The organism is Streptomyces sp. NPDC045021, assembly GCF_056432645.1.
The window spans coordinates 12,965-33,825 of sequence record NZ_JBWKIQ010000001.1; the positions used below are offsets into that span (position 1 = coordinate 12,965).

The 20,861-nt window shown below is 69.3% G+C and carries 15 protein-coding genes and 1 pseudogene; 8 read left to right on the forward strand and 8 right to left on the reverse strand.

The genetic code is table 11. The features are described from left to right. Nucleotides 1-24: 24 nt before the first annotated feature. Nucleotides 25-1,398, reverse strand: a complete 1,374-nt coding sequence (locus AC07DC_RS00065; RefSeq protein WP_478910295.1) for an MFS transporter — start codon at nucleotides 1,396-1,398, stop codon at nucleotides 25-27. 132 nt (nucleotides 1,399-1,530) lie between these two features. Between AC07DC_RS00065 and AC07DC_RS00070 the strand changes: the two genes are divergently transcribed. Further along, nucleotides 1,531-2,412, forward strand: coding sequence for a LysR family transcriptional regulator (locus AC07DC_RS00070; RefSeq protein WP_478910297.1), 882 nt, complete (start codon nucleotides 1,531-1,533; stop codon nucleotides 2,410-2,412). A gap of 134 nt (nucleotides 2,413-2,546) precedes the next feature. On the opposite strand, the gene AC07DC_RS00075 is transcribed toward AC07DC_RS00070, so the two are convergent. Then, the gene (locus AC07DC_RS00075; protein ID WP_478910299.1) at nucleotides 2,547-5,435 is read right to left on the reverse strand and encodes a glycoside hydrolase family 48 protein; all 2,889 of its coding nucleotides are present in this window, start codon (nucleotides 5,433-5,435) and stop codon (nucleotides 2,547-2,549) included. A gap of 298 nt (nucleotides 5,436-5,733) precedes the next feature. Between AC07DC_RS00075 and AC07DC_RS00080 the strand changes: the two genes are divergently transcribed. The 4 genes from AC07DC_RS00080 to AC07DC_RS00095 all read left to right on the forward strand — a co-directional run bounded on the left by AC07DC_RS00080 (nucleotide 5,734) and on the right by AC07DC_RS00095 (nucleotide 12,367). Next, nucleotides 5,734-7,218, forward strand: coding sequence for a cellulase family glycosylhydrolase (locus tag AC07DC_RS00080; protein ID WP_478910301.1), 1,485 nt, complete (start codon nucleotides 5,734-5,736; stop codon nucleotides 7,216-7,218). A gap of 374 nt (nucleotides 7,219-7,592) precedes the next feature. Continuing rightward, nucleotides 7,593-8,966 (forward strand): ATP-grasp domain-containing protein, encoded by a 1,374-nt coding sequence (locus tag AC07DC_RS00085; RefSeq protein WP_478910302.1) that lies wholly within the window; start codon nucleotides 7,593-7,595, stop codon nucleotides 8,964-8,966. Continuing rightward, nucleotides 8,963-10,978: a PEP/pyruvate-binding domain-containing protein gene (locus tag AC07DC_RS00090; protein ID WP_478910304.1), complete on the forward strand. Its 2,016-nt coding sequence runs from the start codon at nucleotides 8,963-8,965 to the stop codon at nucleotides 10,976-10,978. The genes AC07DC_RS00085 and AC07DC_RS00090 overlap by 4 nt, the downstream gene beginning before the upstream one ends. A gap of 165 nt (nucleotides 10,979-11,143) precedes the next feature. Next, the gene (locus AC07DC_RS00095; protein ID WP_478910305.1) at nucleotides 11,144-12,367 is read left to right on the forward strand and encodes an MFS transporter; all 1,224 of its coding nucleotides are present in this window, start codon (nucleotides 11,144-11,146) and stop codon (nucleotides 12,365-12,367) included. A 7-nt stretch (nucleotides 12,368-12,374) separates the two neighbouring features. On the opposite strand, the gene AC07DC_RS00100 is transcribed toward AC07DC_RS00095, so the two are convergent. Together AC07DC_RS00100 and AC07DC_RS00105 are read right to left on the reverse strand one after the other, a co-directional pair. After that, the gene (locus AC07DC_RS00100; protein WP_478910307.1) at nucleotides 12,375-13,463 is read right to left on the reverse strand and encodes a PAS domain-containing protein; all 1,089 of its coding nucleotides are present in this window, start codon (nucleotides 13,461-13,463) and stop codon (nucleotides 12,375-12,377) included. A gap of 245 nt (nucleotides 13,464-13,708) precedes the next feature. Further along, the gene (locus AC07DC_RS00105; RefSeq protein ID WP_478910309.1) at nucleotides 13,709-14,506 is read right to left on the reverse strand and encodes a transglutaminase domain-containing protein; all 798 of its coding nucleotides are present in this window, start codon (nucleotides 14,504-14,506) and stop codon (nucleotides 13,709-13,711) included. A gap of 357 nt (nucleotides 14,507-14,863) precedes the next feature. On the opposite strand from AC07DC_RS00105, the gene AC07DC_RS00110 reads away from it, so the two are divergent. Both AC07DC_RS00110 and AC07DC_RS00115 read left to right on the forward strand, forming a co-directional pair. Beyond that, complete coding sequence (locus AC07DC_RS00110; RefSeq protein ID WP_478910310.1) at nucleotides 14,864-15,691, forward strand: hypothetical protein; 828 nt, start codon at nucleotides 14,864-14,866, stop codon at nucleotides 15,689-15,691. Beyond that, nucleotides 15,688-16,422: a class F sortase gene (locus tag AC07DC_RS00115; protein WP_478910311.1), complete on the forward strand. Its 735-nt coding sequence runs from the start codon at nucleotides 15,688-15,690 to the stop codon at nucleotides 16,420-16,422. The genes AC07DC_RS00110 and AC07DC_RS00115 overlap by 4 nt, the downstream gene beginning before the upstream one ends. A 206-nt stretch (nucleotides 16,423-16,628) precedes the next feature. On the opposite strand, the gene AC07DC_RS00120 is transcribed toward AC07DC_RS00115, so the two are convergent. After that, complete coding sequence (locus AC07DC_RS00120) at nucleotides 16,629-18,332, reverse strand: FAD-dependent monooxygenase (RefSeq protein WP_478910313.1); 1,704 nt, start codon at nucleotides 18,330-18,332, stop codon at nucleotides 16,629-16,631. Between the two features lie 44 nt (nucleotides 18,333-18,376). Between AC07DC_RS00120 and AC07DC_RS00125 the strand changes: the two genes are divergently transcribed. Further along, nucleotides 18,377-18,502 (forward strand): hypothetical protein, encoded by a 126-nt coding sequence (locus AC07DC_RS00125; RefSeq protein ID WP_478910315.1) that lies wholly within the window; start codon nucleotides 18,377-18,379, stop codon nucleotides 18,500-18,502. 34 nt (nucleotides 18,503-18,536) lie between these two features. On the opposite strand, the gene AC07DC_RS00130 is transcribed toward AC07DC_RS00125, so the two are convergent. The 3 genes and pseudogenes from AC07DC_RS00130 to AC07DC_RS00140 form a co-directional block, all read right to left on the reverse strand. Beyond that, complete coding sequence (locus AC07DC_RS00130) at nucleotides 18,537-18,713, reverse strand: hypothetical protein (protein ID WP_478910317.1); 177 nt, start codon at nucleotides 18,711-18,713, stop codon at nucleotides 18,537-18,539. Nucleotides 18,714-19,016: 303 nt separating this feature from the next. After that, nucleotides 19,017-20,114: a sensor histidine kinase gene (locus tag AC07DC_RS00135; RefSeq protein WP_478910318.1), complete on the reverse strand. Its 1,098-nt coding sequence runs from the start codon at nucleotides 20,112-20,114 to the stop codon at nucleotides 19,017-19,019. Further along, nucleotides 20,107-20,800: pseudogene (locus AC07DC_RS00140) on the reverse strand (response regulator transcription factor). Before AC07DC_RS00140 ends, AC07DC_RS00135 begins: the two are co-directional and overlap by 8 nt. Nucleotides 20,801-20,861 lie beyond the last annotated feature (61 nt).

Here is a 20,861-nt window from a genome sequence, read left to right on the forward strand (position 1 = left end):
TGACCCGGGGTCCTGGACCCGGCGTCATCCGGTTGTCTCCTGACGCAGCCCGAAGGCGAACGCCAGCCATGCGGCGGCGCAGACCGCGGCCGACAGCAGCAGGGCCCATCCGGTACCCGCGGCGAGGGCCGCGCCCATGACGACAACGCCGAGCGTGGCTCCGACCTGGCGTACGGCATTGAGCAGGCCGCCCACCGCACCGGCCGTCCCCGCCGGCGCGATGCCCACCATCGCGGCAACCAGAGCCGGCAAAGCAAACGAGACGCCGAAGCCCGTCATCAGCAGACCCACCGCCAGCCAGGGATAGTTCCCGTCCGTGAACACCACGGCGGCCAACACAGCACTTCCGCCGACCAGCAGCGCCAGACCGGCAAGGATGGGACGGCCAGGCCCCACCCGTGCCACGATCCTGCCCGTGAAGGGCGGATTGACGGCGAACGGAACCGTCAGCGGCAGGAAACACAGTCCGCTCCGCAGTGGGCTCAGGTGCCAATCCTGCTGCAACAGCAGGGGCAGCACGAACAGGCCACCGGCCAGCGCGAAGTTCACCGCCGCGGCAGCCACCAGAGCGGCCCGCACCCGGCCGGACCGCAACAGCACCCGGTTCAGTACCGGCGCCTGACTGCGACGCTCCAGACCCCGGAACACCAACACCACCACGCCGAGCGCCACCAGCGACCCCGCCGCGTGGACCCATGCATTCGAGCCGGCAGCAATCAGGGTGTCCGTGAACAAGGCCAGCACCGCGGCGGCCGCCAACTGCGCGGGCCAGTCGATCCGCCGCTCACTGCGCCGACACACCACCGCCCGGCCCAACATCAACGCCAACACCCCCAGCCCGATCGGCACGTTGATCAGGAACACCGACCGCCATCCGGCCGCGCCGACCAAGGCGCCGCCGGCAACCGGACCGGCCGCGACCGCCGCACCACTGATCGCGGCCCACACCGAAACCGCGCGTGCCCGCGCCGCGGGCCCCGGGTAGAGCTGGGCGATCATCGCCATCGAGGCGGGCACGCACGCCGCTGCGGCAACTCCCAGAATTGCGCGCAGGAGGACCAGGACCCACAGCTGCGGAGCGAAGGCGCTCAGCAGCGACACGAACGTGAAGACCGCGATCCCGGTCCGGAAGAGCCGCTCGGCACCGAAGCGGTCCGCCGCCGCTCCCGCCGACAGCAACAGCGCGGCAAAAGCGACGGTGTAGCCGGTGGTCGCCCATTGCAGCCCGGCCAATGAGGTGTGCAGGGACGACGCGAGATCGGGCTCGGCGACCGACAGTACCGTCATGTCCAGAAGCACCATGAAGTAGCCCAGCGAGATGCCGGCGAGCGCGCGGGCACGTCCCCGGCCTGGACGGGGGCTCGCCGACACAGGCGCAGATGGTTTCAGCAGGGTCATGTCTGAGGTCCGTTCCGAAGACGAAGGTGGGATGACGCGACCCACTGTGTGTTTCGGAACATCTGCGGCTCCACCGCCCCGACCGCACGCCGCGTTCGGAATTTCCGAACGCCCGGCGTGGTTCGTCAACGCGTGGAGCTACGTCAACTCAGGACCTTCCAGGCCGTCGTCCGGCATCGGACCGTGACCGATGCCGCAGTCGCGCTCGATCTCGCCCCCTCATCCGTGTCCCAGCAGATCCGGACATTCGAAGCAGCCCTCGGCGTGACCCTGTTCGTGCGCGGCCCCAAGGGCATGGATCTCACCCCCGCCGGGCAACGGCTGCAGGGGTGGGCGCGATCCCTGCTCGATCAGGCCGAGCAGGCCACCCGCGACGTCCAAGGTCTGCGACAACCACTGCGGCTCGGCGCGCTGGAGACTCTGGCCGCCTCACACGTACCCCACGTCCTCACTCGGCTCGCCGAACGCCGACCCGACGTTGACGTCGAGATCCACTCCGAACGCGCCCGTGGCGCACTCCTTGCCGACGTGACCGCAGGGCGACTCGAAGCGGCCCTGCTACTGGACTCCGGCAACGACATCGGCGGACTCGGCTTCGACGCACCCACCGAACCGCTCACCTTCATCGACCTCGACCCCGTTCCCCTCGCACTGGTGGCCGCACCAACCCATCCTCTCGCCAATCGAACCGCTTTGACTCCCAGCGACCTCCAAGACGAACAGCTCCTGGTCAACGTCCCGGAGTGCTCCTTCTGGATGGCTGGGAACAGGATCCTCGGCACCCGTATCACCCGGATCAAAGCCGGAGGCGTCCCCGTGATGCGCGCATGGGCCGAACACGGGCTCGGAATCTCCCTGCTCCCCCAGTTCGCAGTCGCCGACAGCATCCGCTCCGGCACCCTGATCCAACTCGACCTCCCACTCCCGGACCTCAGCCTGCGGCTCATCTGGCGACAGGACCAGGAGACACTGCCCGGCCTGCGCGACATCCTCTACGCCGCAGCCCGCCCCTGACCGCCGAGAACCCCTCTACTGACACGGGGACTGCTGCCCCGGGAAACGCAGCGGCCGGACGGAGCCCGGCTGAGGGCTGCCGTCCGGCCGCGAGGACGCGGAACGCTCGGTGCTGCGGGGCTAGCCGCAGAGGGTCATTCGAAGAGCTCCGCGTACGAGCCCATGGCCAAGGCGATGTCCGCCTGGGCCCAGAAGCGGTGATAGGTGAAGGACGGGGCCGCGCCGCCGGCCAGATAGGCCTCGATCTTCGGCCAGGCCGGGTCGTTCTTGTAGAACGATCGCAGGGAGGAGAACGTCGACGAGGAGTTGATCGCGTCTCCGTTGGGCATGGTGCCGGTCCAGCCGCTCGGCACATACACCGGGTCGTTGAAGCGGCTGTAGTCGGTGCGGGTCTCGGGGACCGCGATGCCGATCGCGTCCCGGTCGTGGTCCCACATGCCGTCCAGCAGCGCCTTGGCCACCGTCTTCGCCTGTGTGTCACCGGACTTGGCCGCGTAGTACGACAGGGTCTTCGCGTACGCGGCGGCGACTCCGACGTCGTTGGTGTAGTCGGCGACGGTGACGTGCAGGCTCGCATTGGCGCCGGGGCTGGCGGAGTTCCAGGTGTCGGGGGCGCCGGACCAGTGCAGGGTGGCGGGGATCAGGTAGGTGCCGTCAGGATTGATGGTGGTCTTCGACAGCGCCCAGGCCACCCACTTGTCGAGCACCGCCTTCGCCGCGGCGCTGCCGCTCTCGTGGTAGTACTCGGCGACCCGCTCCATCGACCAGGCCTGGAAACCGAACCACTGGTTGGACGGCGGGTCGTGGTAGACCGGCTGCTCGTCGTAGAACATGCCGTAGAACGTCGGCGTCCCGGCGGGCGGGGTGGCATACCGGCCCTGCCAGCTGTTGGTCGCGCCGCCCGCGATGGCTCCCTCGTTGGACTGCAGCCACCGGTAGAACTCCAACTGCCGGTCCAGGCTGGTGGCCCAGTCGGACTGTCCGGTCGCCGACTTGGGCTTGAGGTCGGCGTACTGGCTCAGCGCGAAGGCCGCCATCGGGTTCTGGTAGCCGCCGTGCGCATGGCCGGAACCGATGCGCCACGCCCAGCCGGCGGAGGTGTCGGCGGCACCGCCCCAGGCGTAGTACCAGGACAGCAGGTACTCCGAGCTGTTCTTGCCGGTGCCGGCCGGGCAGGTCGCCGGCCCCACGCAGTTGCCGACCTTCTTGAAGTACTTGTCGTACATGGCGTACCGCAGGTAGTCGCCCATCTTGGCGGCCTTGCCGACGGCGGTCGACACCGCGGCGCCCTTGCCCTGTTCCTTGGCCCACACATCCGCCCAGTACGCGGCCTGCACCGCACGGGCGTCGGCGTCGGGTGCGTCGGTGAACTTCCACTGCTTGGCGTACGAGGCGTCCTTGGTGAACAGGTCCAGATAGCCGTTCTTGCCGCCGTACTGGAAGTCGTCGCAGGTCGGCTGGGGGACGGTCTCCCAGACCGATTCCTGCGGGCCGCGCTGGAAGGTGTTGATGTACGAGGGGCCGGTGTCGGCGGGTCCCGCCGTGCACTTGCCGGGCGCGTTGCCGTACCCGTAGACGTTGTCGACGTCCTGCAGCCAGTGCATGCCGTAGATGTCGTCCGTGCCGTACGCGCTCTTCAGCTCGGCGGCGATCGGGTCGGAGCCGGCGGCGATCGAGGTGTCGAGCGCCGCGGGGTACTGCGAGGGCAGGTCCCACTCGGGTGCGTAGGTGGCCGGTTTGGACGCGTTGTAGAAGGAGTTGGTCGGCTGGTCGGCATGGGTGGGGATCATGTACTTCTCCATGAGGTCCCACGCGCCGTTGAACTTCGACCAGTCGCCAGTGATCTTGCCGTACATGGCCTGCAGCCAGATCAGATAGCTGTACGCCTCCGAGGTCGTCTCGTGGCCCTGGTCAGGGGCCTCGACGATCAGGGTCTCGACCGAGTGGTACGGGATGCCCTCGGGCGAGAAGTAGCCGCTCGACGGGTCGTTGATCTTCCCGTAGAGGTCGAGGAAGCGCGCGTCGTAGACCTGGCCGGCCGCCAGTTCCGTGACGGTCACCTGGGCCTGGGTGAGGCCCGGCGCGGTCACGGTGAAGGTGGCCGCTCCGGTGCCCGAGGCGTCGGCGGCGACGGTGACCTGCTGGGCGGTGGCCCAGTTCGCCGGGGTGAATGTCAGGCTCGCGCCGGAGGTGACGGACAGTCCGGTGTTGCCGGCCGTGCGAGCCACGGTGGCGGTGACGTTGGCGGACGGCGCGGCGGAGAGCTTCACCCCGAAGGAGCCCGACTTCGTCTGCTGGATGGAGAGTTGGGACGGGGTGGCGAGCAGTGCGGCGCCGGTGGCGACCGTGATGCCGACCGGCGTCGACTCGCCCGAGGCACCCTGGCTGTCGTACGCCTTGGCATACAGCGAGTAGGCGCCCGCCGCGAGACCCGTGGCGTCGAAGGTGTAGGGGGCGGTGGTGTCCGTGCCGAGCAGGGTGGTGTCGCTGTAGAACTCGATCTTGCTGACGGTGGCGCCGTCGGCGGCCGCGGCGGTGGCCGCCAGCGGCACGGTGGCGCCTGCGGTGAAGACCGCTCCAGGGGCCGGGCTGGTCAGCACGGTGACGGGCGGCTGATGGGCCCCGGCACAGAGGGTGCCGTTGACGGTGAATGCGGTCGGGGCGGCGTTGGTGCCGCTGTAGCTGAAGTTGGCGCCCGCGCTCACTGCGGCGCCCGCGGCGATGGTCTTGTTCCAGTCGGCGTTCTTGGCGGTGACGGCCTTGCCGGACTGCGTCCAGGCGGCGCTCCAGCCGTTGGACAGCTGCTGGTTGCCCGTGTACGCGTACGTCAGGGTCCAGCCGTCGATGGCGGCCGAGCCGCGGTTGGTGATCGTGACATTGGCGGTGAAGCCGCTGCCCCAGTCATTGGCGGTGTAGTCGACGCCGCACTGCACGGCGGCGGCCCGCGCGGGACCGGCTTCGGCGACGGTCAGGGCCGCCGGCAGGGCGAGCGCTACGGAGAACGCCGTCAGTAATCGCCACATGACTCTATTTCTTGACAACGCGCGCATGGCCGTCGATCCCTCCTAGGCGGCTCGGAGACGTGGGGGGGGGTGGAGAGGGCAAGCCTTGCACCAGTGGGAGCGCTCCCATGATTCGAGTGATGCGCAATTGCTGTCAAGGAAAATTACAAGACCATCGCGTCGAACTGATTCGATTGATGAATTGAACGCCGGCCCTGGTGCCTTCTGCTCCGCGCCGCTACATTCTGACGTCACCAGTGGGAGCGATTCCGTCAATCAACCACCGCAGCAGGGTGGTTGTGACTTCAAGGAGCCGCTCGTGCCACCACCCCCGCGCCTGCCGATCCTGCTGGCCGGAGCCGCCCTCGTCCTCACGGGCACGGCCCTGGTCCCGCTCGTCTCCGCCTCCGGAGCAACGCCCCTGTGCACGGTGCAGTACGCGGCCACCAACCAGTGGGACAGCGGCTTTCAGGGGTCCGTCACCATCACCAACACCGGCCCGGCGCTCAGCAGTTGGGCGCTGACCTTCGACTTCACCGGCAACCAGAAGGTGACCCAGGGCTGGAACGCCAAGTGGTCCCAGTCCGGCACCTCCGTCACCGCCTCCAACGAGAGCTGGAACGGCTCGCTGGCCGCCGGCGCCGGCGTCACGGCAGGGTTCCTCGCCTCCTGGTCCCGGACCAACCCCGCCCCCACCGCCTTCAAGCTCAACGGCGTCGCCTGCAACCAGGACGCCGACCCGAGCCCGTCCCCCTCCCCCACCACGTCCCCGCCCCCCACCACCCCGCCGAGTGCGCCGCCCACGCTGCACGTGTCGGGCAACAAGCTCGTCGACCAGAACGGCGCCACCCGCCGCCTGCTCGGCGTCAACCGCTCGGGCGGTGAGTTCATGTGCGTCCAGGGCTACGGGTTCTTCGACGGTCCGGTCGACGACGCGGCGGTCGCCGCGATCGCGTCCTGGGGCGCCAACACCGTCCGCATCCCGCTCAACGAGGAGTGCTGGCTGGGCCTGGACAACATCAACCCGGCCTATGGCGGAGCCGCCTACATCAGCGCCGTCAAGGGCTTCGTCGCCCGCCTCGAAGCCCACGGCATCACCCCGCTCGTCGAACTGCACTGGACCCACGGCCAGTACACCGGCAACTCCTCCGGCTGCTCCGACATCCACGCCACCTGCCAGAAGCCGATGCCCGACGCCCAGTACACGCCCGCCTTCTGGTCCTCGGTCGCCAACACCTTCAAGGCGGATCCGGCCGTCGCCTTCGACCTGTTCAACGAGCCCTACCCGGACCGCGCCACCTCCACCACCGACCAGGCGTGGGCCTGCTGGCGCGACGGCGGCACCTGCCCCGGCATCGGCTACGAGGTCGCCGGCATGCAGGACCTGGTGGACGCGGTCCGCGGCACGGGCGCGACCAACCTCGTCCTGGTCCCCGGAATCGCCTACTCCAACGACCTGAGTCAGTGGCTGCAGCACGCACCCACGGATCCGGCCGGCAACCTCGCCGCGGCCTGGCACAGCTACAACTTCAACACCTGCTCCAGCACGACCTGCTGGGACTCCACCCTCGCGCCGGTCGCCGCCCACGTACCCCTCGTGGCGGGCGAGATCGGCGAGAACACCTGCGGCCACGGCTACATCGACCGCGTCATGCAGTGGCTCGACGCCCATGGGTCGTCCTACCTGGGCTGGACATGGAACACCTGGGACTGCTCCTCGGGCCCCTCACTGATCACCAACTACGACGGCACCCCGACCGCTTTCGGCATGGGGCTGCGTGACCATCTGCGCGCCCTGACCTGAGCAGGAAACCCCGCGCCGTCGCAGCGACCGCAGATTGATGACGTCGGTCGGCAGGACGGCACCCGCATGCGAAGCACGATGCGGGCGCCGCCCGGGCGCGCCGTCCCGCACACCGTCACGCAGCGCTCCCCCCATGGGCCTGCTCCGCCTCTGCGGCCGCCGTGTCCCGCCATGGCCGATTCCCGCTCCTCCAACGTTCCCTGATTTTTGGTTGTTTGGCGAACGCCTAGTCGAGCGACCGCACAAGTGTCCACACATCGCGCTCTGTCATGTTTTGGTTACTCATAGCCCGTTCAAGGCAACGCCATGCCGGGCCGACGACCGAACGAATCGACAGCGGCGCGCCCAGCGCTCCGCCCGACACCAGGAGTGCCGTGAGCCCGATCCTGTTCATCTACGCCAAGGGCGGCCCCCCTCTGGAATACGCACTCCCGAAGATCGCCGCACACGGCGATGTGCACGTACTGGCACTCGCACCACTGCCGCAGTCCACCGAGACTGCGTGGAGGCCATGGTGCGCCTCGGTCACCCGCGTGCAGCCGCAGGAGGGTGCGGAGTTGGTGAGCCTGATCTGCACCCACGCCGCCCGCGTCGAAGCCGCCGCCGTACTCACGCTGTCGGAATACGCGGTGGCGGCCGTCGCGCACGCCTGCCTGCGACTCGGCCTGCCCGGTGCGGGCGAGCAGGTACTGGCGGCCCGGGACAAGCGGCTGATGCGACAGATCTGGCACGACGCCGGGGTGCCCGTTCCGGGCTTCGCCGAAATCCACTCGCCCGACGACATCGCCCTCGCCTTCGAGTCGCTGAAGCCGCCGCTGCTCCTCAAGGCGGCGTGGAGCGCGGGTTCCACCGCGCACCTCACGGTGCGGAACGAGCAGGAGGCAGAGCGCGGCTGGAAGATCGGACGCTCCGTCATGGAGGCGTCGTCCGAGGAGGGTTACGCGGAGCTGCACCGCGCGGACGAGGGCGTGAGCGACTTCCTCCTCGAAGAGATCGTCGTCGGTGACGCCACCGACTGGTTCGACGGTCCCGGCTGGGGAGACTACGTCAGCGTCGAGGGAATCGTCGCCGACGGCGTCTACCACCCTTTGTGCATCACCGGACGGATGCCGACCATCCCGCCCTTCACGGAGCGCGCCAGCATCACCCCGGCCGCACTGCCCGAAGTGCTGCAACGTCGCATCGAGGAAGTGTCCCGGGCCGCGGTCGACGCGCTCGGACTCGGCACCTGCGCCACCCACACCGAGATCAAGCTCGGTGCGGACGGCGCGATGTGGCTGATCGAGACGGCGGCCCGTTTCGGCGGCGTGATGACCACCTGCCAGGTGGAGACCGTCTTCGGCCTGGACATGATCGGCATGCTGGTGCGGCAGTTGCTCGGTGAGAGCGTCGAGTACCCGCCCCGGATGCTGACCGAGGGCTCGGGCGCTGCGGGCTCGCTGGTCATCCTCGCCGCCGACCCCGCGGGCGAGCCGTGGAAGCACCTTCCGCGCTGGGACTTCGACGCGGTGGACTGGCCCTCCCTGCTCAGTGACGGGTCCCGCATCGAGCTCGTACGCGAGCTCAGCCTCCCGCCCGGCACGGTCATGCCCGCCTATGAGGAGGCCGGCGGAGCCAACTCCATGGCCGCCTTGTGCTTCGTCGCCGCTGATTCCGGCGCCACACTGCTCGCCGACTGCGGGCGCATCGTCGAGTCCCTTCCCCGCGAGCTCACCGCTGCCCGTGCGACCTCCGGGAGCACCTCATGACGGACTCCGGCACTCCCCTGACCCGGACCGGCGCGCCGAGCAAGACTCACCAGGGAGCGGTCGTGGGCAGTGTGCTCACCCTGCCCCTGTTCGAGCAGTTGTGCGGCGTCCTCGGCGGCCACGCCTACGTCAAAGTCGTCGTGGACCGACAGCAGGGTGTCTGGCACATCCTCGACAGCGCCGTGCACTCCTTCCACGTCAACTACATCGCCACCGAGATCCAGGCCTTGACCCTGGAGGAACTCGACGCCGAGCTCGACAGTTTCAACCACAGCGTCTACCAGGACCCGGAGCGCCGTTTCCTTCTCGGCGTCCTGTCCCTGCACTTCGGCGGGCCCGAGGAACAGTCCCAGCCGTTCCTGGTGCTGGAGACGACCGAGGCCGACACCATGGGCGCGACGCTGCTCACCGAGTTCTACTCCTTTGTCCGCGAGCAGCTCGACAGCGCACTGGCCCTGCTGATCAAACCGGCCAACCACGGCCAGGCGAACGCTCTCACGGCCGTCCCCGAGACCGTGCTGCCCCGTACCCAGGGCCACGAGCTCTTCGCAGCCGCCCCCTTCGTACCGCTCACTCTCGGCTCGGCCGTCGGCCGGCTGCGGGCCTTCGCCTCCACCGAGGAGTACCTCGCCGCCCGCCCCGGACTCACGTGGTACGACATCGTTGCCATGCCGGTGGTCCCGGACGACATCCCGCGGCTCGCCGGTCTACTCAACGGCTCGCCCACGACCCCGCTGTCGCACACCAACATGCTGGCGGCCGGCTGGGGCATTCCCAACGCCATCGTGCGCGGTGTCCTGGACCGCATCGCCGCCGACGACCTCGACGGCGCCTGGATCCGCTACGACGTGATGGCCGACGCCGCCGTCATCGAACGCGGCGAGCAGCCGTCCGACCTCACCGAACCGACCTGGCACACCCAACGCATCAGGCTCGACGCCCCCAAGGTGGCGGACGTGCCCATCGTGCCGCTGAGCGAACTGCGCTCCCACGACCGCCGCAGCTACGGCACGAAGGCGGCCAACCTGGGCGAGCTCCACCATGTGCTGCGCCATGGCTCCGCCCGGCTGACCGGCTACTACTCCGTACCCCGTCCGCCCAGGCCCGACCTTCTCGGCCACTTGGCGGGCCGCCTGCAGACGCCCGAGCACGCCGATCTGGCCGAGGCCGCCGGCGCGTTCCTGGCCCGGCGCGTCAGCGCACCAGAAGGGATAGCCGTCCCCTTCGCTGTCCAGCAGCGGTTCCTGGACTCCTCGCCTGCGGTGCAGCAGAGCATCGGCAAGCTGAAAATGGCCCTGGAACTGGACGCCATGGACGCCGTGGACACCGCCTGCGTCCAGTTGCAGCACCTCGTGCGCACCCTGCCGGTGCCCGAGGACCTGGTCCGCGCGCTGGACACGCACCTGGTCAAGCACCTGGCCGGAACGAGCCGCTTCGCGGTGCGCTCCTCCTCCAACGCCGAAGACCTGCCCGGCTTCTCAGCCGCGGGGATCTACGAGTCACACACCAAGGTCACCGACCTGCCCGGACTCCTGGACGCCATCCGCCAGGTGTGGGCATCTCTGCTGTCCCCCCGCAGCGTCAGGCTGCGCCACCAGGCGGGCATCTCCCTCGACGACACGTACATGGGCGTGATCGTCCAGCGCTACGAGGCATCCCCGCTCGGGGGCGTGATGGTCACCTGCAATCCGACCAACAGGGCCGACTTCCGCAACGTCTATCTGAACTGCGCGCACGGCTCCACTTCCGACGTCGTCGACGGCACGACGCTGCCCCTGCAGTACCTCTACAACACCGTGGAAGGCGGCGGCCGTACGATCTCGCTCGGTGCGGCATCCGAGGACCTGGACCCGCAGACGCAGGACCATCTCGGCCGGCTCGCGCTGGCCGGCCGCCTGCTCCAGTCCCACTTCGCCACCGACTACACCTTCGCGGTGCCGCTCGACATCGAATGGCTCCTCGCACCCGGTGGCCGACTCCACATCCTCCAGCTGAGGCCCTACAGCGCCTGACTCCGGCCGGCGGGCCGCACCACCACAGGACTCTGCCGTGGTGGGCCCGCCCCCGGTGGTCGCCCGCCCGCACTCTCGCGGTAGCCGGCCCCGCTCCGTCCCGTACATCGACGAAGGTCACCCATGCCTGTTTCCCTGCTCGCGCGCGTGAAACGCCGTGCCCCCATGCGCAAGAACGTCCTGCGCGTGGTCCGCCTGAACAACGGCTTCCAACTGCTGTTCAACCTGCTGTGGTGGATGCCGGTCTTCTACGAGTACCAGAAACAGGCAGGGCTTTCGGACAGCCAGATCTTCGGCATCCAAAGCATCTACTACGTGGCGTTCTGCCTGCTGGAAATACCCACAGGTCTCGTCGCGGACCGCATCGGGCAGCGACGGTGCCTGCAACTGGGAGCGGCGGTGATGACCGCCGCCAATCTGGTCCCGGTGGCCTGGCCCTCCTTCTCGGGCTTCCTGCTGCACTTTCTGGCCATCGCCGCCGCCCGGTCCCTGGTGTCCGGAGCCTCCAGCGCCTACCTGTACGAGTACCTGCACGCCAACGGTGCGGGCGAGCACTACGTCCAGGCGGAGGGCACCGCGAGGTCCCTCGGGCTGTGGGCCAAAATCGCCTGCTGGCCGCTGGTCGGCGTCCTGATGCACCTCCAGCACCAAGCGCCCTACCTGCTGACAGCCGCCTGCACACTCGGTTCACTGGCCTGCGCCGGCGCACTCCCCGCCCTCGCCGCGGACCACGACGGAAAGCGACCGCGCGAGGAACGTGCCGGCCTCCTCCGCTCCGCCCGCCAGGCGCTGACAGTGCTCAAGAGCTCGCGGTCTCTCGGGCCCTTGATGGTGCAGGGCGTGGCGATCTTCACGCTGGCGCGCATCTGCCAGGTCAACCTGTTCCAGCCGTTGCTCCTCGACAAGGCCATTCCGGTCGCCGACCACGGCGCGGTACTGTCCGCCATGACCGTGGCCGAGGCCGTCGGTTCGGCAAGGCCGGGCTGGGTCCGCGGCAAGCTGTCGGACACGGCCGCCGTCACGGTGCTGAGCCTCGTGATGGCCCTGTCCCTGGCAGCCACCACGATGGCCGGGGCCCTGGCCACCATCGGATGGCTGTGTGTCTTCGCGGCGGCCACCGGTCTCGCCTACCCGATCCAGCGGAACCTGATCAACGCGGCGATCCCGCAGACCCCTTACCGCGCAACGCTTCTGTCGTTGGAGTCCATCATCGACCGCGGGGTGTGCGCCCTGGTGGCTCTCGCCGTCGGCGCCTACCTCGCGGCCGACCGCCTCGATGCCCTCCTGGTGCACGCGGCTGTGGGAACGTGCCTGCTGCTTCTGGTCGTCAGCGTCGTCATGTGGCTCCTCCGTCGCGACCGGGTCCGTCCGGCGCCTGAGGAGTCGTGATACCTGGTCAATTCCGAGAGAGAGCGTCGACAGCCCGCGGCGGCCAGGTGGTGGCGTCGAGAATGCCCAGAGCGTAGGCGCGTGCCACCATCGCCGGACGTGAAGCGGCGTCCAGCACACCGCGCAGCCGCCGCAGGTGGTAGTCCAACGCCTGCCGGGACAGTCCCAGCTGGGCGGCTATGACAGTGTTCGGGCTGCCACCGGCCATCAAGGTGAGCACGCGGAGCTGCACCGGGCTCACGCGCGGCCTGCCGTGGAACTCGGCGCTCAGCGCGGTCAGTACGGCTGCGATATGGTCGGGCCCTCCTTGGCGCCTGACCACCGCCAAGTCGGTACGCAGCACCCGGTTGCCGCCGGAGGCCGTACGGCAGACCACGGAGCCGCTGTACCGGGAGGTCTTTCCCGCGACGAGGTCCGCCCATAATCCCCGCACCGCGCCGACGTCATAACCGCCGTCCAGATGCTCGACGGCCAAGCTCCCCTCCAGCGCGCTGCGGCCGCTCCCCAGCAACTGGGCGGCGCCACCACTGACCGTCTGCACCCGACCGTTCAGGTCCAGTGTCACGACGGCGAGGCCCGAGCGTTCCCGCAACGCGTGCAGTTCCTCGTCGGCGACGGTCTTCTCCTCCAGGGCACGGCTGTGGTCGGTGAGGTCGACGTAGATGCCGCCCACGCGCGGTCCGCAGCCGACATCGAGCACGAAGCGGTGCCCGGTCACCTGGCGGAGCAACCCGTCGGGATGTCGAAACGAAAGGGTATGACGGACGGGCCGGCCGGACAGGAGCACCTCGCGGTCGAGCGCGCGGAACATGGCCGCGTCGGCGGGTGTGTCGATCTCCTCGACGGTCCGGCCGACGACAGCGTCGGGCTCCATGCAGTAAAGGTGCGCGTAGGCGGCGTTGACCCACAGGTACCGGCCCTGCCCGTCCCGTATGAACGCCGGCGCCGGCGCGAACACGGCTATCGCCTCGAACCACCGCGCGAACTCCGAACGGTCCTGGTTGACCGGCGGCCTGCGGGTCGGCTCCTCCCAACTGCTGGACTCCCGCTGACCCGGACCGTCATCCGCTCTCCCGTACATGCGCAACTCTCCCATTCGGCATCGGATCCCTTGTTTCTCGCCACCGCCTGCCTCACCTGCCCCACTTGACGACCTCGTGCACCATTGGCGCCGACGATGGCTTGGACGGCATGGGTGGCCCATGCCATGGATGGATGAGCGCGGGCGGGTTCCCCACCACACAGACCATGATCAACGATCAGGACCCCGGCCGCGGAGGCCTGTACCGCCTCCGCCGAGCCTCCCAGGCTTCACGCGGCGGCCCCGGGGGCGAGACTTGGCTAGGCGCCCGCCGGGCGGCGCCCCAGGACGGGTTCGGCCAGCAGCCTCGCCATCCCGCAGAGGGTCTGGCCGTGCCGGGCGAAGAGTTCGTCGCGCGAGTCGAAGTGGCCCAGATCCGCCAGGACGTATGCGGAGAGATCGCACGCGGCCCGGGCCGCCGGGCAGACCGTCGCGCCGTCCCAGTCGATCGCTGTTCGGGACAACGCCTCGAAGAGCGTCTCCGCGCCGGCGTTGGTGAAGCCACCACCGTGAGCTTCGCTCAACTCATCCAGACCGCCGAAGAGTTCCGAGACCGTCAACCAAGGCGCGGTGGGGTGGTCGGTCGGCGACAGGCCCTCAAGGCGGAATTCCGGCCATGCGAGCAGTACCTGGTCCGGGACGATCCGATGCAACCGGGGGAAGCGCGGATACCAGAACGTCCCATCCACCAATAGGCCGCGCACCCGCGTGGCCACCCCGTATGCCCGCGCGACCGACTCGAGTACGGCCAGCCGCTGGCTGCACGATCCGCGGCCTCGGCGAAGCACCTCCGACACGGGCCGCTTGTCCTGCACCGAGTACACCGGCTGCACAGCTGCGGCGATCCGTCGGTGGGCCTGACGCAGAGCCGCTGTCTGGTGCACGGGGCCTGAGGTATCCCCCGGATCCGCCGCCAGGTCGATCCGTCGGAGCAACGAGGCAACATGCGGATGCCGCCAGTCGAGGATCTGCGTCGGGGCCGTGCTCCCCGCCGCCGTTCCCCGGTCAGCCGTGCCCACGCGGGCACGGCCTCGCGGCATGAGAAGCGAACTCGTCAAGACCGTGGTCCTCTCGTCCAGCACCCTCAGGATGGCAAGACGTATCGTGGCAGAGAAATTGAACACGTTCAACTATGGCGGGCTGTTCTGCCCCCTCGGCACGATCGCCCGTACCGACCAGGACTGTTCGCCGACCACCGCTTTACTGTTCGCGCGGGCCTGTTCGGCATGGGCGCTGGGCTCTCGGCGTGGCCGATCGCGGTGCCGGTCGCGACCTGCTGCGGAACTTTTTCAAAGAACCACCAATCCAACGGCGTTGGCGCTCCGAAGAAGCAGAGAGACCCTGCCCAGGATCTCGCTTCACCCCCGTACGATCTGCGGTTCCCTCCCTGGGAGAGCCGCGGAACAGGAGCGAATGTGATAGCCAAGCGCACCGGTCGCCTCGTGGCGCTCGCCGCCCTGCCCGCCGCCATGTTCCTGACCGTGGGACTCTCCTCCCCAGCTCTCGCGCAGGACGACAACGCCTACCAGATCGACCTGGCGCAGCTGAACGATTCCGGTTCCCGGGGCACCGCCATGCTCAGCATCAAGGGCAACCAACTGACCGTGCGAATAGAGTCCGAGGGCATGGTGCCCGGACAACCCTCGGCCCAACATCTCCACGGCTCGACAGAGGGCCACGACTTCCACTGCCCGGACGCCAGTGACGACACCAACGCCGACGGGATCCTCAGCAACACCGAGGCCACCGTCGACTACGGCAACATCAACATCTCACTCACCACCTCCGGGGACACCGAGGCGACCAGCGGTCTCGCCGTGGACCGCATGCCTGTCGCCGACAAGCAGGGCAAGGTCTCCTACAAGCGGACGATCACCGTCTCGAAGGCTGTGGTCGACCACATCAAGGACCTGCACATCGTGCAGCACGGCATCGACCGCAACCGGAACGGCAAGTACGACTTCGAAGGCGCCGGCGCGAGCGAGCTCGACCCGAAGCTCCCTCAGGAAGCCACAGCCCCGACCAACTGTGGAATGGTCATGGGCGCGTCCGTGGGATCCATTCCGGTCGGCGGCATCGAAACCGGTGGCGGCTCTCCGCAGGGCGCGGAGGTACCGGTGACGGTGGCCGGGAGCGCCGTAGCCGTAGCCATATCCGTGGCGACGGTCGGCGCGATGGTGGTCATACGGCGACGGCGTGCGCTCGCCGTCGTCCGGACGGAGTCCATGAGGAGCGCCGCGTGAATCCCGGACGGGCCTCCGCACCGACCGCGCATCCTGCACCGGCCGCACCCACCGCGCGGCCTCGCGGCCGAGGGGCCACCGGTCCCCTGGCGGCCGTCGCCCTCACCCTCGCCGTACTGAGTCTCGCCGGGTGCGCGGGCCAGGGCACCTCGACGCCCCCGGCCGGTCAGGCCCAGAACGCCGCACAGGGCGAGGCGCCCGCCACCGGCGGCCGGAGCAAGGCGCCGGAGGCCGGTTCGCAGAGCGGATCGGGTGCGAGTCAGGCTGTGCCCGCCCTTGCCAGGTCGGAGCCGGAGAGGATCACCATCCCGTCGCTCGGCGTCTCCAGCACCCTGGAGACGTTGCGGCAGGACAAGGACGGAGTCATGAAGGCCCCGAAGGATCCCGATCTCGCGGGCTGGTACGAGCCTGGGCCGACACCCGGCTCGAAGGGTCCGGCCGTGATCGCCGGCCATGTCACATGGAATGGCGCGGCGGCGGTGTTTGCGAAATTGAAGACAATGAAGGCCGGTGACACCATCGAGGTGGCCCGGCAGGACGGCAGGACGGCCCTGTTCACGGTCGACCGGGTCGCCGAGTACCCGAAGGCCAAGTTCCCCACGCTCGAGGTCTACAAGAACCTCGACTACGCGGGCCTCCGCCTGGTCACCTGCGGCGGCGATTTCGACCCGAAGAAGAGGTACTACGACAGCAATGTGGTGGTCTTCGCCCGCATGACGGGGGCCGCGTAGCGAGGACGGCGGGGCAACGTGCTGACACGCACCGGGTCGAGCCCGAACGAGACGTTTCCGACTGGACCCGGTGCTGCAAGGCGTGGGCCGCGCGAATTCCTGGGCCATGCCCGTGTGCCGGTGGGCCTGTACGTTCCGCGCTGTGCGGCCGAGTAACGGCCGGGCGCAGCCGGGCGCAATGTTCCGGCTGGTGGTCAGGCCGGTGTTCAGGCTGGTGCGGACAGGGCTGCAAGATAGCCGGACAGCGCCGCCGCGGTGTCGGCGAATGCGAAGCGGGCGCCGAGGTGTCCGTCCGGGCGGACGAGGAAACCGGTCGGGCCGTCGGGTCGGTAGAGCCGGGCGAACTCCCCGGCGGCGTCCCGGTATTCGGGGACGGCCCGGGTTCCGGGAACGGTCGGTGCGGCTTCGCGGGCGAGGACGGCGATGGTCTGCAGGCCGGCCCCGAGGCCCGCGCCGTCGGAGGTGTCAGGGCTGCTACCGGGCATCGGCGGCGCTTCGGCAGCAGCGCCGGCGGCCTCGACGGCTCCGGCCAGGTCGGCTGCATCGGCCGCGTACAGAAGCAGCACGTGCCCCGTGCGGCAGCGCAGGATGTCGAGCAGACGCAGCGGGTAAGTGGCGATGGGGGCGGTCAAGCCGGCGCAGTCCGGGGCCCGGTCGCCGGGCTGGGGTGCGTCGTTCGGCCCGTACGGACCGTCGGCGAGTGGGCCGTCCCGGTAGCCGACGAGTAGCTGAGCCTCGCGGAGCATCACGGTCCGCGGGTCGTCGGGATCGGCCTCGATGCCCTGGGTGGCGTGCCGGACAGTCCGACCGACGACCTCCTCGCCGATCGGACGGCGTTCGGCGTCGTAGCTGGTGAGCAGAGCGGGCCCGGCTTCTCCGCTGATGACGAGGGCGAGTTTCCAGGCCAGGTTGCAGGCGTCCTGGATACCGGTGTTCATGCCCTGGGCTCCGGTGGGCGGGTGGATGTGGGCGGCGTCGCCCGCGACGAAGACCCGGCCGTCGGCGTAGCGGTCGACGATCCGGTGGCTGATGCGGAAGACGGAGGACCAGCGCATTCGGGAGAGGGTGGCCGGCGTGGGGGCCAGGCGGTCGGCGACGGCCTGGATATGGGACAGTTCCGGGACTCGGCCGCCCTCCATACCGTGCGCTACGCCGTCTGTTCGCGCGGGTGCCTGACCGTTCGCCTGGGTGGAGAGTTCGGGCGGGACCAGCATCGACATGCGGTAGCGTCCCGCGCCGGGCAGCGGGATACAGACCAGCACGTCGTCGGTGGAGCCGTCGTCCGTGCGGTGGCTGGAGCGCACGCCGTATCCGTGCGGAAGATCCCAGTCCGCCTCGACGTCGGCCAGCATGTACTCCTCGGCGAAGGCGCCGCCCTCGAAGCCGAGTCCCAGCCCTTTACGGACCATGCTGTGCGCGCCGTCGCAGCCGATCAGGTAACGGGTGCGGACCTCCTCGGTGGCGCCGGACACGGTGACCAGCCGTGCGGTGACTCCGTCCGCGTCCTGGGTGAACGACAGCAGCTCGGTGGAGCGTTCGATTGCCGTGCCCAGGCCCGTGACGTGCTCCTCCAGGAGGCGCTCGGTCTCGTACTGCGGGAGCGCGGCGAATCCGTAGGGCACTTCGGGCGGCAGCTCAAGGTCGATCCGCGCCTGCTCCCGGCCGTTGACATAGATCAGCTGGCCGCGCATCGGAACGGCGGCTTCCAGCATGACGCGGGCCAGGCCCATCCGGTCCCAGATCTCCAGGGTGCGCGGCTGGATGCCGACCGCCTTGGCGTACGGGAGGCGAGCCGGCAGCCGGTCGACGAGACGGCAGCGCACCCCGCGGCGGCGGAGTTCGGCTGTCGCGCTCAGTCCGACCGGGCCGGCGCCCACGATGAGCACGTCGATTGGTTGGGTGCGCGCCACGGGTGCCTCCCACGTCCTTGGCCCCCGGATCGGCCCTCCCCTCCATGCTCCCCCTCCGGGACGCGGTCGGCGAGCCGGGGCCCGTGCCGCAGCTGGGCCGCCAGTCCTCGTCGAACCCCTACTGCACGGTGATCGTGGTGAAGCGCGTCATGGCCGGCCCCGCCAGGTAGGTCCTGAACGCGCCGAGGTTGATGGCACCGACCGTCAGCTTGAGGCCTCGCGGGCGCCCGGGGCGGTCGTGGCAAGTTTGTGGAATTCGGGGATCGCCACGTCGGGGGTCTTCGTCATCTGCTCGAACCAGACCTTGGCCTGGTCGATGTAGCGTGCCAGGTGGGCGTTGGGCTCCGCGTAGGTGCCGGTCGCCGGGAACGTGGTCGTCATCTTGCTCTGTCCGGACTCGCTTGCCTTTCCCAGGCAGAAGGCGAGCCGGATGTCGGCGTCGTGAACCCGCCCCAGAATGCCGTCACACCATGATGAAGGTGGTCAACTGCTGCTCCCCCGGTTTGCGCCTACCGGCCCGCGGAGCGGGCCCCCCACAGGGCAATGTACGTGAAATGGCCCACGGCACAGGGGGTTTGGGGCCAATTGCCCGACCGGTCCAGGCTGCAGGACGCCCGTTGGAGGAGGCCCCTGCTCCTTGTAGACGCCGCCCTGGACACCCTGGCTGCGGCGCCGGCACCACGCCTACGGCATGCCGGGAAGCCGGACCGTGACGAGGAGGCCGCCGGCAGGGCGGGGGACGAGGTCGAGGGTCCCGTCGTGGGCGCGGACGATGCTGTGCACGATGGCCAGGCCGAGGCCGACGCCGGCGTGCTCGTCGGTGCGTACGCGTTCCGTTCCGCGCTGGAAGGGTTCGGTGAGGGTCGGTACCAGTTCCGGTGGGAGCCGACGACCCGTGTTCTCGACCCGCAGCACACTCGTGTCGCCGTGCGCCTCGGTGTGGACCGTCACGGTGCCGCCGGCGGGGAGGTTGTGGACGATGGCGTTCTGGACGAGGTTCGTCACCATCCGCAGCAGGAGCTCCGCGGAGCCGCTGGTCCGGGCCGCCCCACCGGTGACGTCGAGCGAGATCCGGCGCTGTTCGGCGAGGGGAAGCAGCGTTTCGGCAGCTTCTTCGGCGATGAGGGAGAGGTCGACGCTCTCGCGGGTGAAGTTTCCGCGGTCGCCGCGGCTGAGCAGCAGCAGGGCCTCGGTGACGTCGATCGCCCGCGTATTGACAGCATGCAGGCGTTCGATGAGTTCGCCCCGGTCCCGCGCGGGGTCCTTGCGGGCGACATCTAGGAGCGCCCGCGAGATCGCCAGCGGGGTGCGCAGTTCGTGGGAGGCGTTCGCGGCGAACCTCTGCTGCTCGGCGACGTGCGTTTCGAGCCGCTCGAGCATGCCGTCGAAGACATCGGCGAGTTCGCGGAACTCATCTTTGCGGCCCGGTAGCCGGATCCGGTGGGACAGAGCCCCGTTCCCGGCCATCCGTGCCGCATCCGTGATCTGTGTGAGTGGTGCGAGCATCCGGCCGGCGAGGATCCACCCTCCCACGAGGCCGATCACCAGCAGGAACGCCAGTACTGCGGCTGCCCGCGGAGCGAAAACGCGCAGAAGGTTGGACCGGATGGGAAAAACACCATGGGCGGAGGTGTCGGCGGTGATGAGGAGCGCACGCTCGGGAACGTAACGCAGGAGGAACACCCACACCGCCGCGAGCAGCAGGACGCCGGCAAGCATGAGGAATCCGACGTAGCTGAGGGTGAGTTTGAGGCGAACGCTCAACCCAGGTGCTCTATCCACGGTCTCCTCCCTCGCGCGCGGCCTCTGGTTGCGTGTCGATGCGGTACCCGACGCCGGGCACCGTGGCGATGATCCATGGTTCGCCGAGCCGTTTGCGCAGTGCGGAGACGGTGATGCGCACGGCGTTGGTGAGGGGGTCGGCGTTCTCGTCCCAGGCCCGTTCCAGCAGATCTTCGGCGCTGACAACCCCGCCCTCGGCGGCTACGAGGATTTCCAGCACGGCGAACTGTGCGGGTGAGCGCGACGTAGCGTCCGTCGCGGAAGACCTCCCTGCGGAAGGGGTCGAGCCGAAGGCCCGCGATCTGGCGGATCGGGGGCCGGGCGTACGCGCGTCTGCGGTCGAGCGCCCTCAGCCGCAGGACGAGCTCCCGCAGCTCGAACGGTTTGGTGAGGTAGTCGTCGGCGCCGAGCCCGAACCCGGAAGCCTTGTCGTCGATCCGGTCGGCAGCGGTGAGCATGAGGATCGGGATGCCGCTGCCGGAGGCGACGATGCGCCGGGCGACCTCGTCGCCGGAGAGGCCGGGGATGTCGCGGTCGAGAACCGCGAGGTCGTAGGAGTTGACGCTGAGCAGTTCCAGAGCGGAGGCGCCGTCGCCGGCGATGTCGGCGGCGATCGCCTCCAGCCGCAGACCGTCACGGACGGCTTCGGCCAGGTAGGGCTCGTCCTCCACGATCAGTACGCGCATGTCTGAAGCCTAAGCAGCACAACCTGTCGCCGACGTATGCAAGGACGTGTGTTCACCGGAC

What these genes read in the sequence shown, in the direction of transcription:
- AC07DC_RS00065 (WP_478910295.1), bottom strand. Translation starts at nt 1,398, where the DNA reads ATGACCCTGCTGAAACCATCTGCGCCTGTGTCGGCGAGCCCCCGTCCA.
- AC07DC_RS00075 (WP_478910299.1), bottom strand. Translation starts at nt 5,435, where the DNA reads ATGTGGCGATTACTGACGGCGTTCTCCGTAGCGCTCGCCCTGCCGGCG.
- AC07DC_RS00090 (WP_478910304.1), top strand. Translation starts at nt 8,963, where the DNA reads ATGACGGACTCCGGCACTCCCCTGACCCGGACCGGCGCGCCGAGCAAG.
- AC07DC_RS00095 (WP_478910305.1), top strand. Translation starts at nt 11,144, where the DNA reads ATGCGCAAGAACGTCCTGCGCGTGGTCCGCCTGAACAACGGCTTCCAA.
- AC07DC_RS00100 (WP_478910307.1), bottom strand. Translation starts at nt 13,463, where the DNA reads ATGGGAGAGTTGCGCATGTACGGGAGAGCGGATGACGGTCCGGGTCAG.
- AC07DC_RS00125 (WP_478910315.1), top strand. Translation starts at nt 18,377, where the DNA reads ATGCTCCCCCTCCGGGACGCGGTCGGCGAGCCGGGGCCCGTGCCGCAG.
- AC07DC_RS00130 (WP_478910317.1), bottom strand. Translation starts at nt 18,713, where the DNA reads ATGACGACCACGTTCCCGGCGACCGGCACCTACGCGGAGCCCAACGCC.